14 protein-coding genes are annotated in these 19,044 nt (G+C 71.8%); 7 read left to right on the forward strand and 7 right to left on the reverse strand.

Annotated elements, in window-relative coordinates:
• Positions 1–124: 124 nt before the first annotated feature.
• Positions 125–1,075 (forward strand): malate dehydrogenase, encoded by a 951-nt coding sequence (gene mdh / locus AB0J86_RS20060; RefSeq protein WP_363859069.1) that lies wholly within the window; start codon positions 125–127, stop codon positions 1,073–1,075.
• Between the two features lie 255 nt (positions 1,076–1,330).
• Here mdh and AB0J86_RS20065 read toward each other — a convergent pair whose 3' ends face one another.
• On the reverse strand, positions 1,331–3,004 hold the full coding sequence (locus AB0J86_RS20065; RefSeq protein ID WP_363859070.1) for an alkaline phosphatase D family protein: 1,674 nt from the start codon (positions 3,002–3,004) through the stop codon (positions 1,331–1,333).
• A gap of 232 nt (positions 3,005–3,236) precedes the next feature.
• Between AB0J86_RS20065 and AB0J86_RS20070 the strand changes: the two genes are divergently transcribed.
• Positions 3,237–4,454 carry an NADP-dependent isocitrate dehydrogenase gene (locus tag AB0J86_RS20070; RefSeq protein WP_363859071.1) on the forward strand — a complete coding sequence of 406 codons (1,218 nt, stop codon included), beginning with the start codon at positions 3,237–3,239 and terminating at the stop codon, positions 4,452–4,454.
• Positions 4,455–4,851: 397 nt separating this feature from the next.
• Here AB0J86_RS20070 and AB0J86_RS20075 read toward each other — a convergent pair whose 3' ends face one another.
• Positions 4,852–5,097: a hypothetical protein gene (locus AB0J86_RS20075; RefSeq protein WP_363859072.1), complete on the reverse strand. Its 246-nt coding sequence runs from the start codon at positions 5,095–5,097 to the stop codon at positions 4,852–4,854.
• A gap of 273 nt (positions 5,098–5,370) precedes the next feature.
• Between AB0J86_RS20075 and AB0J86_RS20080 the strand changes: the two genes are divergently transcribed.
• A complete protein-coding gene (locus tag AB0J86_RS20080) occupies positions 5,371–6,864 on the forward strand; it encodes a helix-turn-helix transcriptional regulator (RefSeq protein WP_363859073.1) in 1,494 nt (497 codons plus the stop codon).
• Positions 6,865–6,896: 32 nt separating this feature from the next.
• Here AB0J86_RS20080 and galT read toward each other — a convergent pair whose 3' ends face one another.
• Positions 6,897–7,976 carry a galactose-1-phosphate uridylyltransferase gene (gene galT, locus AB0J86_RS20085; RefSeq protein WP_363859074.1) on the reverse strand — a complete coding sequence of 360 codons (1,080 nt, stop codon included), beginning with the start codon at positions 7,974–7,976 and terminating at the stop codon, positions 6,897–6,899.
• 183 nt (positions 7,977–8,159) lie between these two features.
• Positions 8,160–9,689 carry an adenylyl-sulfate kinase gene (gene cysC, locus AB0J86_RS20090; RefSeq protein WP_363859075.1) on the reverse strand — a complete coding sequence of 510 codons (1,530 nt, stop codon included), beginning with the start codon at positions 9,687–9,689 and terminating at the stop codon, positions 8,160–8,162.
• A 289-nt stretch (positions 9,690–9,978) separates the two neighbouring features.
• On the opposite strand from cysC, the gene AB0J86_RS20095 reads away from it, so the two are divergent.
• Both AB0J86_RS20095 and AB0J86_RS20100 read left to right on the forward strand, forming a co-directional pair.
• Positions 9,979–10,914 (forward strand): ABC transporter ATP-binding protein, encoded by a 936-nt coding sequence (locus tag AB0J86_RS20095; protein WP_363859076.1) that lies wholly within the window; start codon positions 9,979–9,981, stop codon positions 10,912–10,914.
• Positions 10,901–11,848 carry an ABC transporter permease gene (locus tag AB0J86_RS20100; RefSeq protein ID WP_363859077.1) on the forward strand — a complete coding sequence of 316 codons (948 nt, stop codon included), beginning with the start codon at positions 10,901–10,903 and terminating at the stop codon, positions 11,846–11,848. Before AB0J86_RS20095 ends, AB0J86_RS20100 begins: the two co-directional genes overlap by 14 nt.
• A 14-nt stretch (positions 11,849–11,862) precedes the next feature.
• Here AB0J86_RS20100 and AB0J86_RS20105 read toward each other — a convergent pair whose 3' ends face one another.
• Complete coding sequence (locus tag AB0J86_RS20105) at positions 11,863–13,071, reverse strand: RNA-guided endonuclease TnpB family protein (RefSeq protein WP_363859078.1); 1,209 nt, start codon at positions 13,069–13,071, stop codon at positions 11,863–11,865.
• 155 nt (positions 13,072–13,226) lie between these two features.
• Between AB0J86_RS20105 and AB0J86_RS20110 the strand changes: the two genes are divergently transcribed.
• Both AB0J86_RS20110 and AB0J86_RS20115 read left to right on the forward strand, forming a co-directional pair.
• A complete protein-coding gene (locus AB0J86_RS20110; protein WP_363859079.1) occupies positions 13,227–14,138 on the forward strand; it encodes an ABC transporter ATP-binding protein in 912 nt (303 codons plus the stop codon).
• A 2-nt stretch (positions 14,139–14,140) separates the two neighbouring features.
• Complete coding sequence (locus tag AB0J86_RS20115) at positions 14,141–14,851, forward strand: ABC transporter permease subunit (RefSeq protein WP_363859080.1); 711 nt, start codon at positions 14,141–14,143, stop codon at positions 14,849–14,851.
• A 108-nt stretch (positions 14,852–14,959) separates the two neighbouring features.
• Here AB0J86_RS20115 and ppc read toward each other — a convergent pair whose 3' ends face one another.
• Positions 14,960–17,746, reverse strand: a complete 2,787-nt coding sequence (gene ppc, locus AB0J86_RS20120; protein ID WP_363859081.1) for a phosphoenolpyruvate carboxylase — start codon at positions 17,744–17,746, stop codon at positions 14,960–14,962.
• Positions 17,747–17,993: 247 nt separating this feature from the next.
• On the reverse strand, positions 17,994–19,034 hold the full coding sequence (locus AB0J86_RS20125; RefSeq protein WP_363859082.1) for a hypothetical protein: 1,041 nt from the start codon (positions 19,032–19,034) through the stop codon (positions 17,994–17,996).
• Positions 19,035–19,044 lie beyond the last annotated feature (10 nt).

Below are 19,044 nucleotides of genomic sequence, written 5' to 3' on the forward strand. Positions count from 1 at the left end.
ACGACGATTTGCCCTAGATCGACGAAACGGTGATCCGGCCAACGGCCGTCGCCCCTGACCCGATCGGTGCCACCATGACTGATACGGTCCGGAAAAACCGACTGGTATCAGGGAGTGGGACGGCATGGGTAAAAAGGTCACCGTCGTCGGCGCCGGCTTCTACGGCTCGACCACCGCGCAGCGCCTGGCCGAGTACGACATCTTCGACACCGTCGTGATCACGGACATCATCGAGGGCAAGCCCGAAGGGCTGGCGCTGGACCTGAACCAGTCGCGGCCGATCGAGGGCTTCGAGACCAAGATTGTCGGCTTGACCACCGGCAAGAACGGCGAGGGCTACGAGGGGATCGAGGGCTCGGACGTCGTCGTCATCACGGCGGGCCTGCCGCGTAAGCCGGGCATGAGCCGGATGGACCTGCTGGAGACCAACGCCAAGATCGTGCGGCAGGTCGCCGAGAACGTGGCCAAGTACGCGCCGAACGCGGTGGTCATCGTCGTATCCAACCCGCTCGACGAGATGACCGCGCTGGCCCAGATCGCCACCCAGTTCCCGAAGCAGCGGGTGCTCGGCCAGGCCGGCATGCTCGACACCGCCCGGTTCAGCAACTTCGTCGCCGAGGCGCTCAACGTACCGGTCGCCTCGGTGCGGACCCTCACGCTCGGCTCGCACGGCGACACCATGGTGCCGGTGCCGTCGCAGAGCACGGTCGACGGCAAGCCGCTGCGCGAGGTCATGTCGCACGAGCAGATCGAGGAGCTGGTCGTCCGGACCCGCAACGGCGGCGCCGAGGTGGTCGCGCTGCTCAAGACCGGTTCGGCGTACTTCGCCCCGTCGGCCGCCGCCGCGCGGATGGCCAAGGCCGTCGCCACCGACTCCGGCGAGGTCATGCCGGTCTGCGCCTGGGTCGACGGCGAGTACGGCATCTCCGGCGTCTACCTGGGCGTCGAGGCCGAGATCGGCCGCGAGGGCGTACGCCGGGTCGTCACCACCCCGCTCGACGACGACGAGATCGCCAGCCTCAAGGCGGCGGCCGAGGCGGTCCGGGCCAAGCAGGGCGACGTCGCGAACCTCTGATCACGCGTGCGGAGCGCGGGGCCCGAAACTCGGGCCCCCGCGCTCCCGCGTCGTGCCTGTTGGAGACCGCCGTCGTGGGGTGGTGACCGCGCGTCGTGGGGGCTGGGGCCGCGCGTCGTCGGGGTTGGGACCGGATTACCCGCTCTGGGCGGTCAGGCTTGATCCCGCCGCGGGCAATCCGGCCCCAGCCCTGACCCGAACTCCAGCCCCGACCCGGTCCGGTCCGGGTCCCTACGGCCAGCGGGCTCGGCGGGGTCAGCGCAGCGGGTGGGAGTCCTGGTCGTCCTCGATCGCGTAGATCGGGCCGGCCGCCACCCGGGCCCGGGTGGCGGCCGTCACGGCCGGCGACTCCTGGCTGGCCACGGAGATGCCCGGCCGCCCGGCCGAGACCACGAACTCGGCGGCCGTACGGACCGAGGCGGTCGGCGCCCAGACCGTGTCGACGACCCGCAGCGAGCTGAGCATCCGCTCCTCGGTCACGTCGCAGACCACGTATCCGCGCTGGTTGTCGATGTACTTCCAGTGCGGGCTCTCCGCCATGATCGGGTCGTACGTGCGGTGGAAGCCGGCGACGTCCGGGTTGCCGCCCGAGGTGATCGACGTACCGGTGATCTCGGCGCCGACGACCGGCGACGCGGGGTCGTCGAAGTCGGGCTTGAGGTCGCAGACCCAGGTGCAGTGCCGGTCGCCGGTGAGCACCACCGGGTTGGCGACCTGTCCGGAGCCGAAGAACTCCAGCAGGCGCCGCCGCTGTACCCGGTACCCGTCCCAGTTGTCCAGGTCGAAGGTCTGCCCGGCGCCGGCCTGGCGGTCGTTCGAGGCCCACATCACCTGGTTGGCGAGCAGGTTCCAGCCGGTACCCGAGGAGCGCAGCCCCTCGACGAGCCAGCGCTCCTGCTCGGGGCCGGTCATGCTCAGCCGCGGGTTCGCGGCGTCGGCCAGCGTCGCCGGCTGGTCGCTGCGGTACTGCCGGGTGTCCAGCACGTGCACGCTGGCCAGTCGGCCGAACCGCAGCCGCCGGTAGAGCCGCAGGTCCAGGCCCCGGGGGATCGACGCCCGGCGCAGCGGCATGTGCTCATAGTACGCCTGGAAGGCGGCCCTGCGGCGGGCCAGGAACGCCTCGGGGGTCTGCAGGTCCGGGTCCTGCGGGATCTCGTCGGCCCAGTTGTTGTCGATCTCGTGGTCGTCCAGCGTCACGATCCACGGGAAGGCCGCGTGGGCGCGCTGGAGGTCGGCGTCGGTCTTGTACTGGGCGTGCCGGTTGCGGTAGTCGGTCAGCGAGTACGGCTCGTCGATGCCCTCGTGCAGCCGAGGGGCGGCCGGGTTGGGGCGGTTCTCGTAGATGTAGTCACCGAGGAAGGCGACGAAGGCGAGCTCCTCCTCGGCCAGGTGCTGGTAGGCCGTGTAGGCGCCGGCCTGGTAGTCCTGGCAGCTGGCGAACGCGAAGCGCAGCCGGCGCAGCCGGGCGTCGTGCGCCGGGGCGGTGCGGGTACGGCCGACCGGGGAGATCTCCCGTCCGGCCCGGAAGCGGTAGTGGTACTCGCGGTCCGGGTGCAGGCCCCCCACCTCGACGTGGACCGAGTGGCCGAGGTCCGGGTGCGCCACGGCGACGCCGCGGCGGCGTACCCGGCGGAACCGGTCGTCGTCGGCGACCTCCCACTCGACCGGCACCGGTCGGGCCGGCATGCCGCCGCCCGCCACCGGCTGCGGCGCGAGGCGGGTCCAGAGCACCACGCCGTCGGGGAGCGGGTCGCCGGAGGCGACGCCGAGGGTGAACAGGCCGGTGGGAAGGGGCCCGCCGGCGCTCGACGGGATGTGCGCCTCGGCGCCGTCCGGCGCGAGCAGCATCGGTCCGGCCACGAGCCCGGCGCCCGCGGCCCCGGCGGCGGCGACGAACCGGCGGCGGCTGAAGGGGTACGAAGTAGGCATGCCATCGATGCTGGTCAGCCGGTACGGGGGCGCGCCAGGGGCGGTAGTCGACATCGACATGAATTCACCGCCGGCAAAGGTTCACCTAACCTCCATTCATGATCGAGTAGACGGTCGAACTCCTGGTGGTGGCAGTCGGGGTGGCGGGCGCCGGCCCGCGTGTGGCTCCCCGTTCGAATCCAGTACGCTCGTACTGCTTGAGCAGATGTCCCCCGAGAAGGAGCGCCGGCCGATGGCGAAGATCAAGGTAACCAACCCGGTCGTGGAACTCGACGGCGACGAGATGACCCGGATCATCTGGAAGCAGATCCGGGAGCAGCTGATCCTGCCCTACCTCGACGTCGACCTGCACTACTACGACCTCTCGATCGAGTACCGCGACCAGACCGACGACCAGGTCACGGTCGACGCGGCCAACGCCATCAAGCAGCACGGCGTCGGCGTGAAGTGCGCGACCATCACCCCCGACGAGGCCCGGGTCGAGGAGTTCGGCCTCAAGAAGATGTGGCGGTCGCCGAACGGGACGATCCGCAACATCCTCGGCGGCGTCGTCTTCCGCGAGCCGATCATCATGTCGAACGTGCCGCGCCTGGTGCCGGGCTGGACCAAGCCGATCATCATCGGCCGGCACGCGCACGGCGACCAGTACAAGGCCACCGACTTTGTGGTCCCCGGCCCAGGTACGGTCACGATCAGCTACACGCCGGCCGACGGCAGCGCGCCGATCGAGCTGGAGGTCGCCAACTTCCCCGGTGGCGGCATCGCGATGGGCATGTACAACTTCGACGAGTCGATCCGTGACTTCGCCCGCGCCTCGTTCCGCTACGGCCTGGACCGCGGCTACCCGGTCTACCTGTCGACCAAGAACACGATCCTGAAGGCGTACGACGGTCGGTTCAAGGACATCTTCGCCGAGATCTTCGAGACCGAGTTCAAGGCCGACTTCGACGCCGCCGGCATCACGTACGAGCACCGGCTGATCGACGACATGGTCGCCGCGGCGCTGAAGTGGGAGGGTGGCTTCGTCTGGGCCGCCAAGAACTACGACGGTGACGTGCAGTCCGACACCGTGGCGCAGGGCTTCGGCTCGCTCGGCCTGATGACCTCGGTACTGATGACGCCGGACGGCCGCACGGTCGAGGCCGAGGCGGCGCACGGCACCGTCACCCGGCACTACCGGCAGTGGCAGAAGGGCGAGAAGACCTCGACCAACCCGATCGCGTCGATCTTCGCCTGGACCCGCGGTCTGGCCCACCGGGGCAAGCTGGACGGCACCCCGGCGGTCACCGACTTCGCCGAGAAGCTGGAGCGGGTCTGCATCGAGACCGTCGAGGGCGGCCAGATGACCAAGGACCTCGCGCTGCTGATCTCGCGCGACGCCCCGTGGCTGACCACCGACGAGTTCATGGCCGCGCTCGACGCCAACCTGGCCAAGAAGCTCGCCGCCTGAGTCCGGTTCGCGAAACGCCACGGCCCGCCGGTACCCGTACCGGTGGGCCGTGCCGTATCCGGGTAACGCCACGCCGACGTCCGGGCACGCGTCACCGCCGCCCGGCCCGCGTCGTTGAACTGGGTGGACGTGATGCCAGTCGCGTCCAGGAAGATCGACCAGCCAGGGCGGCCCCCGGACGTGGGCGCCGGCAGGACGTTCTTCCCGGCTGTTGCGCACAGCCAGCCGTCCCTTCCCAGCGGGGGGCCCTGTCCCGGGCCCCCCGCGCCCATTTCCGCCCGGCCCGACCCTGTCCGGGTGCCGACCACTCGCGCTACTGCTGGAAATCGGTGCCCGCGCTGGCCGAGGACCGACCTACGTTCCACGAACTTCCGCCGATCCCGCCCGCCGGTTCTGATCACGCGGCCGGTATGAGGCTCGCCGGTGATTCAGGGCGCTCGGCCACGGGCAGGACCGCGCCAAGCAGTTGTTGCAGGTTCCGCACCAGTTCGGCGGCCTGCCGGAGCGAGAGCACGAGTACCGCGTAGGGTTCCGTGGGGTCTTCCGCGTCGTCGTACGCTTCGATCAGCATCGTTGCCCGTGCCTCCTTCGGCACGGTCGCGCCACTCAAGATCGCGGCAAACCGGAGCGGTTCGTGGCCCACGGCCTGGACCATGAGCACCCTCGACAGGTGCGTTCTCGCCGGATGGTCGGCCGTAACCTCGCACGGCGGCTCGCACCACGATGGGTGCCTGACAGGTTCGTTCATCTCCACACTCCCGCTTGTTGGATCTCATCAGCACATCAGGAGGTGGCTCGCATCTGAACGACATGTTCTCGGCATCGGGCTGCGGCCTTCTAGGCATCTGGCAGGCACGGTGGCGACGCGTCGGTGATGGACTGGTGACGGATCGTCGAATAGGGCAGGCTGGCGGGCATGGTCTCCCGTGCCCGGAACGCGGTACCGAACGACGTCCTGCACAACCTGCGCGACGCCGCCGGTCAGACCCAGCAGGATGTCGCGGACGCGATCAATAGGCTGGCGGTGCACAGGAAGCGCGGCGGAGTGATCACCGCCAACCAGGTGAGCCGCTGGGAGAGAGGTGTCACCTATCCATCGCCGCTGCACCGCCAACTTCTCGCCGAGCATTTCGGCGTATCGCTGGAGCAGCTCGGCCTCACCCGGCCACGGATGATTGTCCCTGCGATCGGTACCCGGGAGCCGGGCGTCGAAGCCTTCAGCTTGCAGGAGGACGGCCAGATGGCGCCGGGACCGGACGTCGAGCGCAGCCAGGCCCAGTGGCGGGCGGTCCGTCGGGGGTTGAACCAGCACCGGGCACACCTGGCCCGCGAGGCGGCGCGGTTGTATGACCCGTCGGTGCGGGTCGGGGAGACCGGCTTGCTCGCGGCGCCGGAATGGCTACCACGATCACCGGTTGAATTACGGGATCTACGGATCACCCGATCGCCCGACGTGCCGGAGCCCGAGATCTTGGGTACCGAGGACGCGGCCGCGAAGACCTGGCCTCTGAGCGGCGACGGGCGTCGTCACCAGCGTTACAGCCTGGCGCTTCGCGACGTCGAGCAGCCTCGCCTCTTGGAGAACCGGCTCGCCTGGCGGTTGACGGGCGTCGGCTGGTCGGCACGGGATTCGACGCTGTCGTTCGGCATCGGCACGTACTTCAGCGGGTTGGATATTGGTGAGACGCTGGCGCACGAGATGGCTGCCTCCCACCTGATGGGTGACGGTGGCGGTACGCGGCCGGCGACTTGGCGAGGGCTCGCCTTCCGGCGGTTGCTGGGCGATCCGCTGTCTCTGCTCCGGACCCCCGTGATCGCGTCCGTCGACACACTGACCCTGCGCCGGGACGAGGACGGCGTCTCGTTCGTACTGCACAACCGCTCTTCCGGCCGGGTCGCGGTGGCCGGCGGCATGCTGCACATCATGCCCTCGGGCGTCTTCCAGCCCTCCAGCGTCCTGCCTGCGGCCCAGCTCGCCGACTTCGACCTGTGGCGGAACATGGTTCGGGAGTACAGCGAGGAGTTTCTGGGCAACGCCGAGCACGGCGGTGAGGGCGAGCCGGCCGACTTCGACGCGCCACCGCTCGCCGCGCTGCAACGGGCGTACGCGGATGGGGAGGTTCGCGCCTTCTGCCTGGGTGTCGCCCGGGACGCGCTGACCCTCTGGGGCGAGATCCTGACCGTGGCCGTCTTCGACGGCCCGGCATACGACCGGCTCTTCGCCGACATGGTCCGCGTCAATGACGAGGGCGCGGTGGTGCAGACTGGCAGGACGAAGCCCACCTCGGCGCTGCCGTTCACCCGTCAGGTGATCGAGGACCTGCTCGCGGGCGGTCGCCTGGCTCCGGCCGCCGCCGGGTGCCTCGAACTCGCCTGGCAACACCGCCGCGCGATCCTCGACCGGAGCTGAGCCCGCCGGCCGAGGATCGGTGCCGGGCGCGGTCAGCGGGCCTGGCGGAGCAGTTCGGCGGAGCGTTCGGGCGCGATGTCGTTGATGAAGACGCCCATGGCGGACTCCGAGCCGGCCAGGAACTTCAGCTTGTCGGCGGCCCGCCGGATGCTGAACAACTGCAGGTGCAGGTGGCTCAGGTCCCGGCCGGTGTGCACCGGGGCCTGGTGCCAGGCCGAGATGTACGGCATCGGGCGGTCGAAGAGCGCGTCGAAGCGCTGGAGCACGTCCAGGTAGAGCGGGCCGAACGAGTCCCGTTCCGCCTCGTCGAGGGCGGGCAGGTCGGGCACCGCCCGGTGCGGCGCGACGTGCACCTCGAACGGCCAGCGGGCGGCGGCCGGCACGTACGCGGTCCAGTGCTCGTTGGTCGCGACCACGCGCTCGCCGGCGGCGCGCTCCGCGGCGAGGACGTCCGCGTAGAGGTTCCGCCCACCCGTACGCTCGGCGTGGCGCTCCGCGGCGGCGAGCATCGCCCTGGTCCGCGGCGTGACGAACGGGTACGCGTAGATCTGCCCGTGCGGGTGGTGCAGGGTGACGCCGATCTCGACGCCCCGGTTCTCGAAGCAGAAGACCTGCTCGACGCCGGGCAGTTCGGACAGGGCGAGGGTCCGGTCGATCTGCGCCTCCAGCACGGTCCGCACCCGCGACGGCGGCAGCGTCGAGAACGACGCGTTGTGGTCCGAGGTGAAGCAGACGACCTCGCACCGCCCCACACCCGGCCGGGTGGGGACGAACGGGGTGATCTCGCCGGCCGGCGCCCCGGGCCGCTCACTCAGCGAGGGAAACCGGTTCTCGAAGACGACCACGTCGTAGTCGTAGGCGGGGATCTCGGTGGACCGGGTGGGGGTGGAGGGGTCGAGCGGGCACTCGTCGGCCGGGGGCAGGAAGGTCCGCTGCTGCCGGTGGGCCGCGACCGCCACCCACTCGTCGAGCAGCGGGTCGTGGCGCAGTTGGGACGCGGGCGGTGGCGGGGGGAGGTCGCGCCGGTCCAGCCCCTCGCGGACCGCGTCGTCCCGCTCGTCGAAGTAGATCAGTTCACGTCCGTCGGCCAGTTCGACGGCGGTGCGCTTCATGGGGGTGTCCTCTGTCCCGGGCGGGCCCGGCCATCGGACCGGTCCGCACGAAATCCAACAGATACGAACACTAGCGCGCACACCGCAGCCCAGCGACCCGGCCCGGGCCGGCTGAGAGCACGGTTACGCCCCCGGCACCCCTGGCCGGGCCGGACGGACGTGCGGCCCACCACCGCGAGTCGCTCAGGCCGGTTGCAGGCGAGGCTCCACCCAGCCGGTCTCGGTCAGGTGCGCCAGCACGGCCTGGACCGCCTCCTCGACGGTCAGGTCGCTGGTGTCCAGCCGCAGGTCCGCGTCGGTCGGCTCCTCGTACGGGTCGTCGACGCCGGTCATCCCGGTGAGCAGGCCGGCCCGGGCCCGGGCGTAGAGACCCTTGCGGTCCCGCTGCTCACAGACCTCCAGCGGGGTGGCGACGTGCACCAGCACGAAACCGGCCCCGGCGGCGAGCGCCATCTGCCGCGCCAGCGAGCGGGCCTGGGCGTACGGGGCGATCGGGCAGCAGAGGGCCACGCCCCGGTGGCGCGCCACCTCGGCCGCCACCCAGCCGATCCGCCGTACGTTCAGATCGCGGTCGGTCCGGCTGAAGCCGAGCCCGGCGGAGAGTTCGCGGCGTACCACGTCCCCGTCGAGCAGCGTGACGGTCCGGTCGCCGCTCTCCCGCAGCGCGTCGGCGAGGCCCCGGGCGATGGTGGACTTGCCCGAGCCGGAGAGCCCGGTGAAGAAGACGACCAGCCCGCGGTGCCGGCGCGGCGGGCGGGCCCGGGACAACTCCTTGGCCACCGCGGGCGGGGTGTGCCACTCCGGCAGCGGGAAACCCCGGTCGAGCAGGTCCTCGATCTCCTCGGACCGCAGCGCCAGCCGGCGGTTGCGCGGCGGGATGTCCTCCCGCCAGCGCCACTGGCCGTCCCGGTTGTCGTAGGCGAGTTCCCGGGGCACCAGCACCCGGGGGCCGCCGCCGGAGAGCATCTCGCCGGTGGAGAGCAGGTGGGTCACGCCGTACGCCGCCGCGACCCGGGCCCGCAGCAGGGCGTCCCGGATCTCGTCGCCCCGGCGCGCCATCGGCACCGCGACCAGGGTCGCCGGGGGCATCCGGTCCCGCGCCGCGAAGATGCTGCGGACCAGCACCTCGGGCGGCAGGCCGTCGGTGCCCGGCTCGCCGACCGGGATCAGCACGAGCACGTGGGCGTTGAGGGTGCGGGCGGCGTGCGCGATCTGCGCGAGCTGCGGTCGGTGCAGCGGTCGCTCGGCCACCACGCCGAGCACCCGGCCGGGCGGGAGCAGCGCCGTGACCTCCTCCGGGCTGCGCCGGAGCCGCTGGAACGGTCCGTGACCGCCGTCGCCCAGGCGGCGTACGGGGCCGCCGATCCCGGTCACGCCCTCGCGTACCGGCCAGACATCGGCGACGTCGAGCAGCGCCACCGGGGCGCCCTCCGGGTCGGTGAGGACGAGCGCCCGGCGCAGCGGATTGTCCAGGTCGAGGTCGTCCGCGACGCTCGACGGCACCTGCAGGGTGACCGGCACCGGCCAGGGTGTCCCGTCGGCGAGCCGGCCGCGCCGGGCCAGCGACGCGAGGTCGTCCCGCCCGAGAAAGCCGGTCAGCGGCGCGTACGCCCCGCTGAGCAGCAGTTCCAGATCGGCCAGTTCGTACGGGCGTGGCGTGTACGCCGGAGCGTCACGCAGCACCTCGTCGGGCAGCACCCACCCGTTGCTCATCGCACCCCCAACTCCCCGGTCGGCAACCAGTTTCGCAGCCTGGCGCGGATCGGTCGAGCGTGCCACTCCACCCCGGCGGCGGTCGGCCCGGGGCCGCCGCCGGGTCGCGCCGGCGTACGCGCCGACCGGAGGCGGCGGGCCGACCGCCTGTTCCGGCTGGTCGCCGGCCGGGCCGGGCCCGCGTGCCGGCCGCGAGCCGCGCCGCCCGGCCCGGGTCGGGGAAGGATCAGGGGATTTCCCGGGCCGAACCGGATCCCGGGAGTCGCCCGCGGTCCATACGCTGAACCGCGTGACCCTGATCGCGACCCAATCGCTCACCAAGACGTACGGGGGGCGGGTGACCGCGCTCGCCGACCTGACGGTCGACGTCGAGCCCGGCATCGTCGGACTGGTCGGCGCCAACGGCGCCGGCAAGTCCACCTTCATAAAGATCCTGTTGGGGCTGATCCCGCCGACCAGCGGCCAGGCCCGGGTGCTCGACCTGGATCCCACCACCGACGCGGCGGGCGTCCGCGCCCGGGTGGGCTACATGCCGGAGCACGACTGCCTGCCGCCGGATCTCTCGGCCGCCGAGTTCGTCACCCACCTCGGGCGGATGAGCGGCCTGCCGCGCACCGCCGCCCGCGAGCGGGCCTCGGAGGCGCTGCGGCACGTCGGCCTCTACGAGGAGCGATACCGGCAGATCGGTGGCTACTCGACCGGCATGAAGCAGCGGGTCAAGCTCGCCCAGGCGCTGGTGCACGACCCCGACCTGCTCCTGCTCGACGAGCCGACCAATGGGCTCGACCCCGCCGGGCGCGACGCCATGCTCGGCCTCGTCCACCGGATCGGCACCGAGTTCGGCATCTCCGTACTGGTCTGCTCGCACCTGCTCGGCGAGGTCGAGCGGATCTGCACGGCGCTGGTCGCGATCGACGGCGGGCGGCTGCTGCGCGCCGACAACATCTCCGCGATGACGTCCGCCACGGACGTGCTCGCCGTCGAGGTGAGCGAGGGGACCGACGAGCTGGCCGCGCGGCTGGCGGCCCTCGAACTCCCGGTACGGCGCGACGGGCGGCTGCTGCTCGTACCGCTGGCCGAGGAGCGGACGTACGACCTGATCCTGACCGCGGTGGCCGAGCTGGACCTGCCGCTGCACCGGCTCGACCAGCGCCGCCACCGGGTGGCCGAACTCTTCGCCGCCGGGCAGGACACCACCAGGGAGGCGAGCAATGTCCACGCTTGAGACCCCGGCCACCCCGGGTGGTGGCGGTGTACCGCGTTCCGGCGCCAGCGCCGGGACGAACGCCGCCCCGGGCGGCAGCGGCGGCGTCATCCACGACATCGGCTACCAGCGGTACACCGGGGCGCGGCTGGGTCGCCGGCACATCGTCGCCGGGCTCTACGCGCACGGGCTGCGTACCGCCTTCGGGCTGGGCCGCAGCGCCAAGGCGAAGATCTTCCCGTGGGCCATCGTCGGCCTGGTCACCGTGATCGCGGCCGTGCTGACCGCGGTCCGGGCGCAGACCGGCCAGGCGTTGCTGACGTACGCGGGCTTCCTGGAGCAGGTCGTCCTGCTGATCATCTTCTTCTGCGCGATCGTCGCGCCCGAGCTGGTCTCCCGGGACCTGCACAACAACGTGCTGCCGCTCTACTTCGCCCGCCCGCTCGGCCGGGCCGACTACGCGCTGGCCAAGTTCGCCGCCCTGGTCTCGGCCGCGTTCCTGCTGCTGGCCGGCCCGCTGACGGTCATGTTCGCGGGCGCCGCCTTCTCCGCGCCGAACCTGCGCGGCGTCGGTACGGAGCTGGGGGACTACCTGCCCGCGCTCGCGTACGCCGCGATCCACGCGCTGGTCTTCTCGGCGGTGGCGCTGCCGGTCGCGTCGCTGGTCCGTCGCCGGGCGATCGCCGCCGGCGCGGTGGTCGCGGCCTTCCTGCTCACCACGCCGGTGGTCGGCGTGCTCACGGTGCTGCCGTCGGAGGACGCCACCCGGCTCGCCGGCCTGGCCAGCCCGATCACGCTGGTCGGCGGGGTCGGGGACTGGCTCTTCGAGGCGGACGGCAGGGGCGGGATCGCGATCGGCGGCTTCGGTCCGCTCTACGGCGCCGTCGCCCTCGCCCTCGTCGTCGCCGGCGTCGCACTGCTGCTCGCCCGCTACCGGAAGGTCGCCACCTCTTGACATCCTCCACCGCCCTAAAAGGCGGGGATTCCCTTGGTCGCCCTTGGGTTTTCCTGCTTCGACACCGACTGCCTCGTCCGGGCATCCGCCCGTTGAGGTCTTACACCAGCTCCACAGGCCGTAACGGAGAGCCCCTCCGCCAGGATGTTGCGGGCCGCGTTGACGTCGCGGTCGTGGACGGTGCCGCATCGACAGGTCCACGTCCGCACGTCCAGCCGCATCCGCTTAACGAGAACACCACACGTCGAACACAGCTTGGACGACGGGAACCAACGGTCCACCACGACCAGGTTCCGGCCGTGCCAGTCGGCCTTGTATTCGAGCATGGTGCGGAATTGCCGCCAGGCCGCATCGCTGATAGTGCGGGCCAGCGTGTGGTTTTTGACCATGTTACGCACGGTCAGGTCCTCGATCACGATCGTTTGGTTTTCACGAACGAGTCGAGTGGTCAGTTTGTGCAGGTGGTCCCGGCGCCGATCGGTGATCCGAGCGTGGATCCGGGCCACCTTCAACCGGGCCTTGGCCCGATTCGCCGACCCCTTCTCCTTGCGTGCGAGTTGGCGCTGGGCGCGGGCCAGCGCGGACCGGTCCCCGCGTTCGTGGCGCGGGTTGGTGAGCTTTTCACCGGTACTCAACGTGAGCAGGCTGTCCAGTCCGGCGTCCACCCCGACGGCCGTGTTGACGGCCGGAACCGATTCGATCACATCGACGCAGAGCAGGGACACGAACCAACGCCCAGCCGCGTCCTGCGACACCGTCACCGTGGACGGCGACGCACCCTCGGGCAACGGCCGCGACCACACGATGTCCAACGGCTCGGCCAGCTTCGCCAATGTAAGCCGGCCGTCGCGGAAGCGGAACGCGCTGGTGGTGTACTCCGCCGACTTCCGCGACTTCTTCTTCGACTTGAAGCTCGGGTACCGGGCGCGCTTGGCGAAGAAGTTCCCGAACGCGCCTTGCAGGTGCCGCAGGGCCTGCTGCAATGGCACGGACGACACCTCGTTGAGGAACGCCAGTTCCTCGGTCTTCTTCCACGCCGTGAGCATCGCGCTGGTGGTGTTGTAGTTGATCCGTTCCCGCCGCAGAACCCACGCCTCGGTGCGGGCCTGCAGGGCCAGGTTGTAGACCACCCGCACGCATCCGAACGTGCGCGACAGTTCCGCTGCCTGCGCCTCGGTCGGGTAGAAGCGGTACTTGAACGCCCGTTTCACGGTCCTGGACAAGGCTCACACGTTAACGCACCAGCCGGTAAGCCTTGCGGTGGCGCGCGGGTAGACGCCTATCCGCATCCGCGACGGACCGGCTATCCCTGCCCTGCCCCGCAGGAGTTCCGTTTCCTCTCCGACCTGAAAGCCGGAGCATCCACGGAAGGAATCCGATGACGGACGTGGAACTGAGCGGGGTGTCCCGCTGGTACGGCAACGTGGTCGCCGTCAACGACGTGACCATGCGCCTCGGCCCCGGGGTCACCGGGCTGCTCGGCCCGAACGGCGCCGGCAAGACGACGGTGCTGCACATGATGGCCGGGTTCCTGGCCCCGTCGCGCGGCACGGTCACCGTCGGCGGTACGCCCACCTGGCGCAACCCCGCCGTCTACCGCAAGCTCGGCCTGGTCAGCGAGCGCGAGGCGGTGTACGGCTTCCTGACCGCGTACGAGTTCGTGCTGGCCAGCGCCCGGCTGCACCGGCTGCCGCAGCCGGAACAGGCGGCCCGCCGGGCGATCGAGCTGGTGGAGATGACCGGGGCGCAGGACCGGCGGATCGGCACCTACTCGAAGGGCATGCGGCAGCGGACCCGGGTCGCGGCGGCGCTGGTGCACGACCCGCAGGTGCTGCTGCTCGACGAGCCGTTCAACGGCATGGACCCGCGGCAGCGACTGCACATGATGGAGCTGCTGCACTCCCTCGGCGCGCAGGGGCGGACGATCCTGTTCAGCTCGCACATCCTGGAGGAGGTGGAGCAGGTCTCCGGGACGGTACAGGTGATCGTGGCGGGTCGGCTCGCCGCCTCCGGGGACTTCCGCAAGATCCGGCGGCTGATGACCAACCGGCCGCACGTCTTCGCCGTGCAGTCCAGCGACGACCGGCGGCTGGCGGTCGCGCTGATCGGCGAGGCGTCGGTGAGCGGCATCGAGGTCGACCGGACCGGGCTGACCGTACGCGCCGGCGACTATGGCAGCTTCACCCGGGCCCTGCCCAAGATCGCGCTCAAGTCCGGCATCCGGGTACGGCGACTGCTTCCCTCGGACGAGTCCCTGGAGAGCGTCTTCTCCTACCTCCTGGAGGCCTGATCATGTCGACCATTTCCTGGATCACCGCGCGGGGACTTTTCGGCCGGCGCCGGTTCCTGCTGTTGCTGCCGCTGCCGGCGCTGCTGGTCGGCCTCGCCGTGCTGGCCCGGTCCGCCGGGGTGGCCCCGGGAGAGTGGGGGCCCGCCGTCATCGTCGGCCTCGGCCTCGCCGTGGTGCTGCCGGTGGTGGCGTTGATCGTCGGTACCGGCGTGCTCGGCTCCGAGATCGACGACGGCACCGTGGTGCACATCCTCACCAAGCCCCTGCCGCGCTGGCAGATCGTGCTGCCGAAGCTCGCCGTGGCGACCGGGGTGACCGCGCTGACCGCCGCGATCGGGCTCTACGTGGCCGGGGTGCTGGCCCACTCGGTACGCCTCGGGCTGGCCCTCGCGGTCGCCAGCGTGGTCGGCGCGCTGGCGTACTCGGCGTTTTTCCTGGCGCTGAGCCTGGTGACCCGGCGGCCGGTGCTGCTCGGCCTGGTCTACGTCCTGATCTGGGAGGGGCTGCTCGGCAACCTGATCCGGGGTACCCGGGTGCTCTCGATCGAGCAGTACGTCATCGCGATCGCCGACCGGATCGCCCCGAGCCCGATGCTCGCGACCACGGTCTCGACCCCGGTCGCGATCGTGATGAGCGTGATCCTCACGATCGTCTTCACCGTGCTGGCCATCGACCGGCTCCGCGCGTTCAGCGTCGCCGGCGAGACCAGCTGACCCGCCCCTCGCGTCGATCTAGGGCAAATCCTCGTTGATTGATCTCCAATCACGACGATTTGCCCTAGATCGACGGGCGGGTGGGCGGGTAGTGGGGTCGGCGGGCGCTCAGCCGGTGTTGCGCATGCCGGCGGCGATGCCGTTCACGGTGGTCAGCAGCGCCCGCTCCAGCGCCGTACCGTCCCCGGGCGCCCGGCGCGCCCCCGGCGCGGTGGCCACCGCCCGGCCCGCCGCGCCCGAGTCCCGGTACTGCCGCAGCAGCGCCACCTGGAGGTGGTGCAGCGGCTCCAGGTAGGTGTCCCGGACCGCGAGGGTCCGTTGCAGCACCGGCGAGTTCTCCAGCAGCGCGGGCGAGGCGGTGATGGCGAGCACCTCCTGCTTAGTCCGCTCGTACTCCTCCTGGATCACCTCGAAGATCGGGTGCAGCGGCTCCGGCACCAGCGTCTGCACGTACCGCCGGGCGATGTTCAGGTCGGTCTTGGTCAGCATCATCTCCACGTTCGACAGGAACGTGCGGAAGAAGTGCCAGTTGCGGTGCATCTCGGCGAGGATGTCGGCGAGCCCGGCCTCGCGCGCCGCCGCCAGCCCGGAGCCGACGCCGAACCAGCCCGGCACGATCTGCCGGGTCTGCGTCCAGCCGAAGACCCACGGGATCGCGCGCAGGCCGCCCAGCCCGGCGCCGGTGTTGGGGCGCTTCGCCGGCCGGGAGCCGATGTTCAGCGCGCCGAGCAGTTCGGTCGGGGTGGAGGCCCAGAAGTACGCCGGCAGGTCCGGATTCTCCACCAGCGCCCGGTACGAGCGGAAGGCCGCGTCGGAGACCACGTCCATCGCCGAGTCCCAGCGCTCCAACTGCTCGGCCGGCTGCCGCGGCGCGGTGTGCAGCAGCGTCGCCTGGAGCACGGCCGCGACGGTCAGCTCCAGGTTCTCCCGGGCCAGCGCCGGCAGGGTGTACTTGTCGGAGATCACCTCGCCCTGCTCGGTCACCTTGATGGCGCCGTCGAGCGTGCCGTAGGGCTGGGCCAGGATCGCCTCGTGGGTCGGGCCGCCGCCCCGGCCGACCGTACCGCCCCGGCCGTGGAAGAGCCGCAGCCGTACGCCGTGCCGGGCGGCCACGTCGCGCAGCGCCCGCTGGGCCCGGTGGATCGACCACTGGGAGGTGGTGATCCCGGCCTCCTTGTTGGAGTCGGAGTAGCCGAGCATCACCTCCTGCACGTCGCCCCGGGCGGCGACCAGCGCCCGGTACGCCGGCAGCGAGAGCAGCTCGTCGAGGATCTCCCCGCCGGCGTTCAGCTCGGCCGGGGTCTCCAGCAGCGGCACGAACCCGATCCGGGCCCGCCCGCTGTGCACGTCGACCAGGCCGGCCTCCCGGGCCAGGACGACGGCCGCGAGCACGTCGTCCACGCCGAGGGTCATCGAGATGATGTACGACTCGATCACCTCGGTGCCGAACCGCTCCTGCGCCTCGCGAATGGTGGCGAAGACGTCGAAGGTGCGCCGGGCCGACTCGGTCAGCGGGGTGTCCACGCTCGACAGCGGCCGACGGCCGGCCAACTCCTCGGCGAGCAGCTTGGTCCGCTCGGTACGGGTCAGCGACGGGTAGTCGGTCACCTCGCCGACCTGCGCGTAGAGCTGGGCGAGCACGGCGTGGTGTGCCTCGGCGTGCTCGCGCACGTCGAGGGTGGCCAGGTGCAGCCCGAAGGCGGAGATGGTACGGATCGCCGAGGCGAGCCGGCCGACGGCGGTGAGTTGCCCGGAGTTGCGGGCCAGCGAGGCGCGCATCAGCTCCAGGTCGGCGAGGAGTTCGGCCGAGCCGCGGTAGTCCCGGCCGGGCACGTGCGCGGTGCCGTTGCGCAGCCGGGCCCGGGTGTTGGCGAGCTTGACCTTGATGCAGCGCGCCTTGAGCCGGTACGGCTCCTCGGCGTTGACCCGCCGGAACCGGGGCGCGACCTCGGGCAGCGCGTCGAGGTCCTTGGCGAGGCTGGCGGAGAGGTCGAGGGAGACCCCGCGCAGCCGCCGGGAGACCGAGATCTCCGTGATCAGGTCCTCCAGCGCCGCCTCGGTGGCCTGGATGCCGTGCTCGTACTGGATCAGCAGGACCTCGCGGGTCACGTGCGGGGTGACGAACGGGTTGCCGTCGCGGTCGCCGCCGATCCAGCTGCCGAAGGTCAGGGGCTGCGCGGTCGGCGCGGTCTCCACCCCGAGGGCGCGGAGCGTGTCGGCGAGGTCGTCGAGCACCTGCGGGGCCGCGGCCGCGTAGAGGTCGCGCAGGTAGTAGATGGCGTTGCGGGCCTCGTCCGTCGGGTCGGGCCGGTCCAGCCGCAGCTCGTCGGTCTGCCACAGCAGGTCGAGCAGCTCGGCCAGGCGCCGGTTGGTCGGCCCCTCGTCGGTGGCGCCGTAGAGGATCGCGGCCGATGCCTCGGCGTCCAGCTCGTCGGCGACGGCGCGCAGCTTCGACAGGATCGACCGGCGGGCCGCCTCGGTGGGGTGGGCCGTGAAGACGGGGCGTACCGCGAGCCGGCGGGCCGCGGCGGAGATCTCCTCGGCCGGCACCCCCCGCTCGGCGATCATCTTGGCCGCCTGGTCCAGCCAGCCGCCGTGCGTGGCCCGGCGTCGGCGCAGGTCGCGGGCGCGGTGCACCTGCTCGGTGATGTTGGCCAGGTGGAAGTAGGTGGAGAAGGCGCGGGCCAGCTTGGTCCCGGTGGTCACGTCCATGGCCGCGAGCCGTACCGCGGCGGCCCCGGCGTCGGAGCGGACCAGGGCCCGGATCTCCTCGACGAGGTCGAGCAGCGGCGGCCCCTCCTGCCGGGCCAGGGTCTGGCCGAGCAGCGTGCCGAGGCGGCGGATGTCTGCGCGGAGGGCGGCGTCGGGTCCGTCGTGGTCGTGCTGGTCGGTCACCGTGCGCTCCTTGCCTGAGTACGGAGGACAGCGCTGTCCGACTGACTGGATCGTATCCGAACCGACTTACGGATTGACCCACGCGGCGCCGAGTGTGGCGCTGTCGTCATGCCCCTTGCCGTGCGCCCCGCCGGTGTGCCCGCCGCCCTCGCCGCCGGGCCCGCCGGCCCGGTCGCCGGCCCAGCCGGTGTGTCCGCCGGCCGGGTAAGCGTGACCGGCGGGGCGGACGACGCGGCCGGCCGGGTCGTCACGGGCGGCGGCGACCGAGCACGGCGGTCGCCGCGAGCAGCGCCAGCGCGCCGGCCACCACCCAGATCGCGAGCTTGGCGGCGGGCCAGCCGGTGGCGTCCGGGTTGAAGTAGACCACCGCTTTGATCAGGTCGGTGGCGAGGCCGGGGATGTTCCAGAGGTGCATGTCCCGGAAGAAGTCGGGGAGCAGCTCCGGCGCGTAGATGCCGCCCGAGCCGGGATTGCCGAGAACCACCAGCAGCAGGATGATCAGCCCGGTGCCGGGGAGCCCGAGCCAGCCCTGGACGGCCGCGGCGGCCATCGCGGCGGCGAAGGCGATCAGCGCACCGGCCCCCACCCGGCTGGCGAGGTGCGCGTGCCAGATCTCCAGCCCGGGGCCGGTGACGAGGGCGCCCGCGAGCCCGAGCAGGGCGGCGTGGACGGCGAGCCCGCCGACGCGTACGGCCGCCCGGGTGAAGGTGCGGGGGACCGTGCCGAGGGTGACGCCGAGCGAGGCGGCCCCGAGGTAGCCGCCGAGCACCAGCCCGACCGCCAGGTAGAACGGTGCCAGCCCGCGCGGGTCGGCGCCGGCGACCGGTACCGCGTCGGTGACCGTGAGCGGCACCTGGGCCCGCTGCGCCGCGACCCGCAGCGTCTGGACGATCACGTCCGTGGCGGCGGGCCCGCCGGCGCTGGCGGTGGTGAGGGTCAACGCGGGGGTGCCGGCGGCGCCGGTGCCCGAGGCGAGCACGGCGTAGACGCCGCGGGACCGCAGCGCGGCGTCGGCTGCGGCCGGGTCGGCGTACTCGACGGCCTTGAGCGCCTTGGTCTGCGCCCGTACCGCGTCGAGCAGCGTCCGCGCGGGCTGGTCGGTACGGGCCACGGCGACCGGTACGTCCCTCGGGGCCGGCTGGTGCAGGGCGCCGACGTAGGCCGCGACGAACGCGGTGGCGAGCACCAGCGTGCCGAAGAGCAGCGCCGCGCCGCGTACGAGCCGGCGGCGCCAGGGCTCCTCCCGGGCGGGTTCCGGTCGCTGGAGCCCCGTCTGGCCGTAGTCCATTTCGTCAGCT

The organism is Micromonospora sp. NPDC049559, from assembly GCF_040676675.1.
Taxonomy (GTDB): Bacteria; Actinomycetota; Actinomycetes; order Mycobacteriales; family Micromonosporaceae; genus JBFAPK01.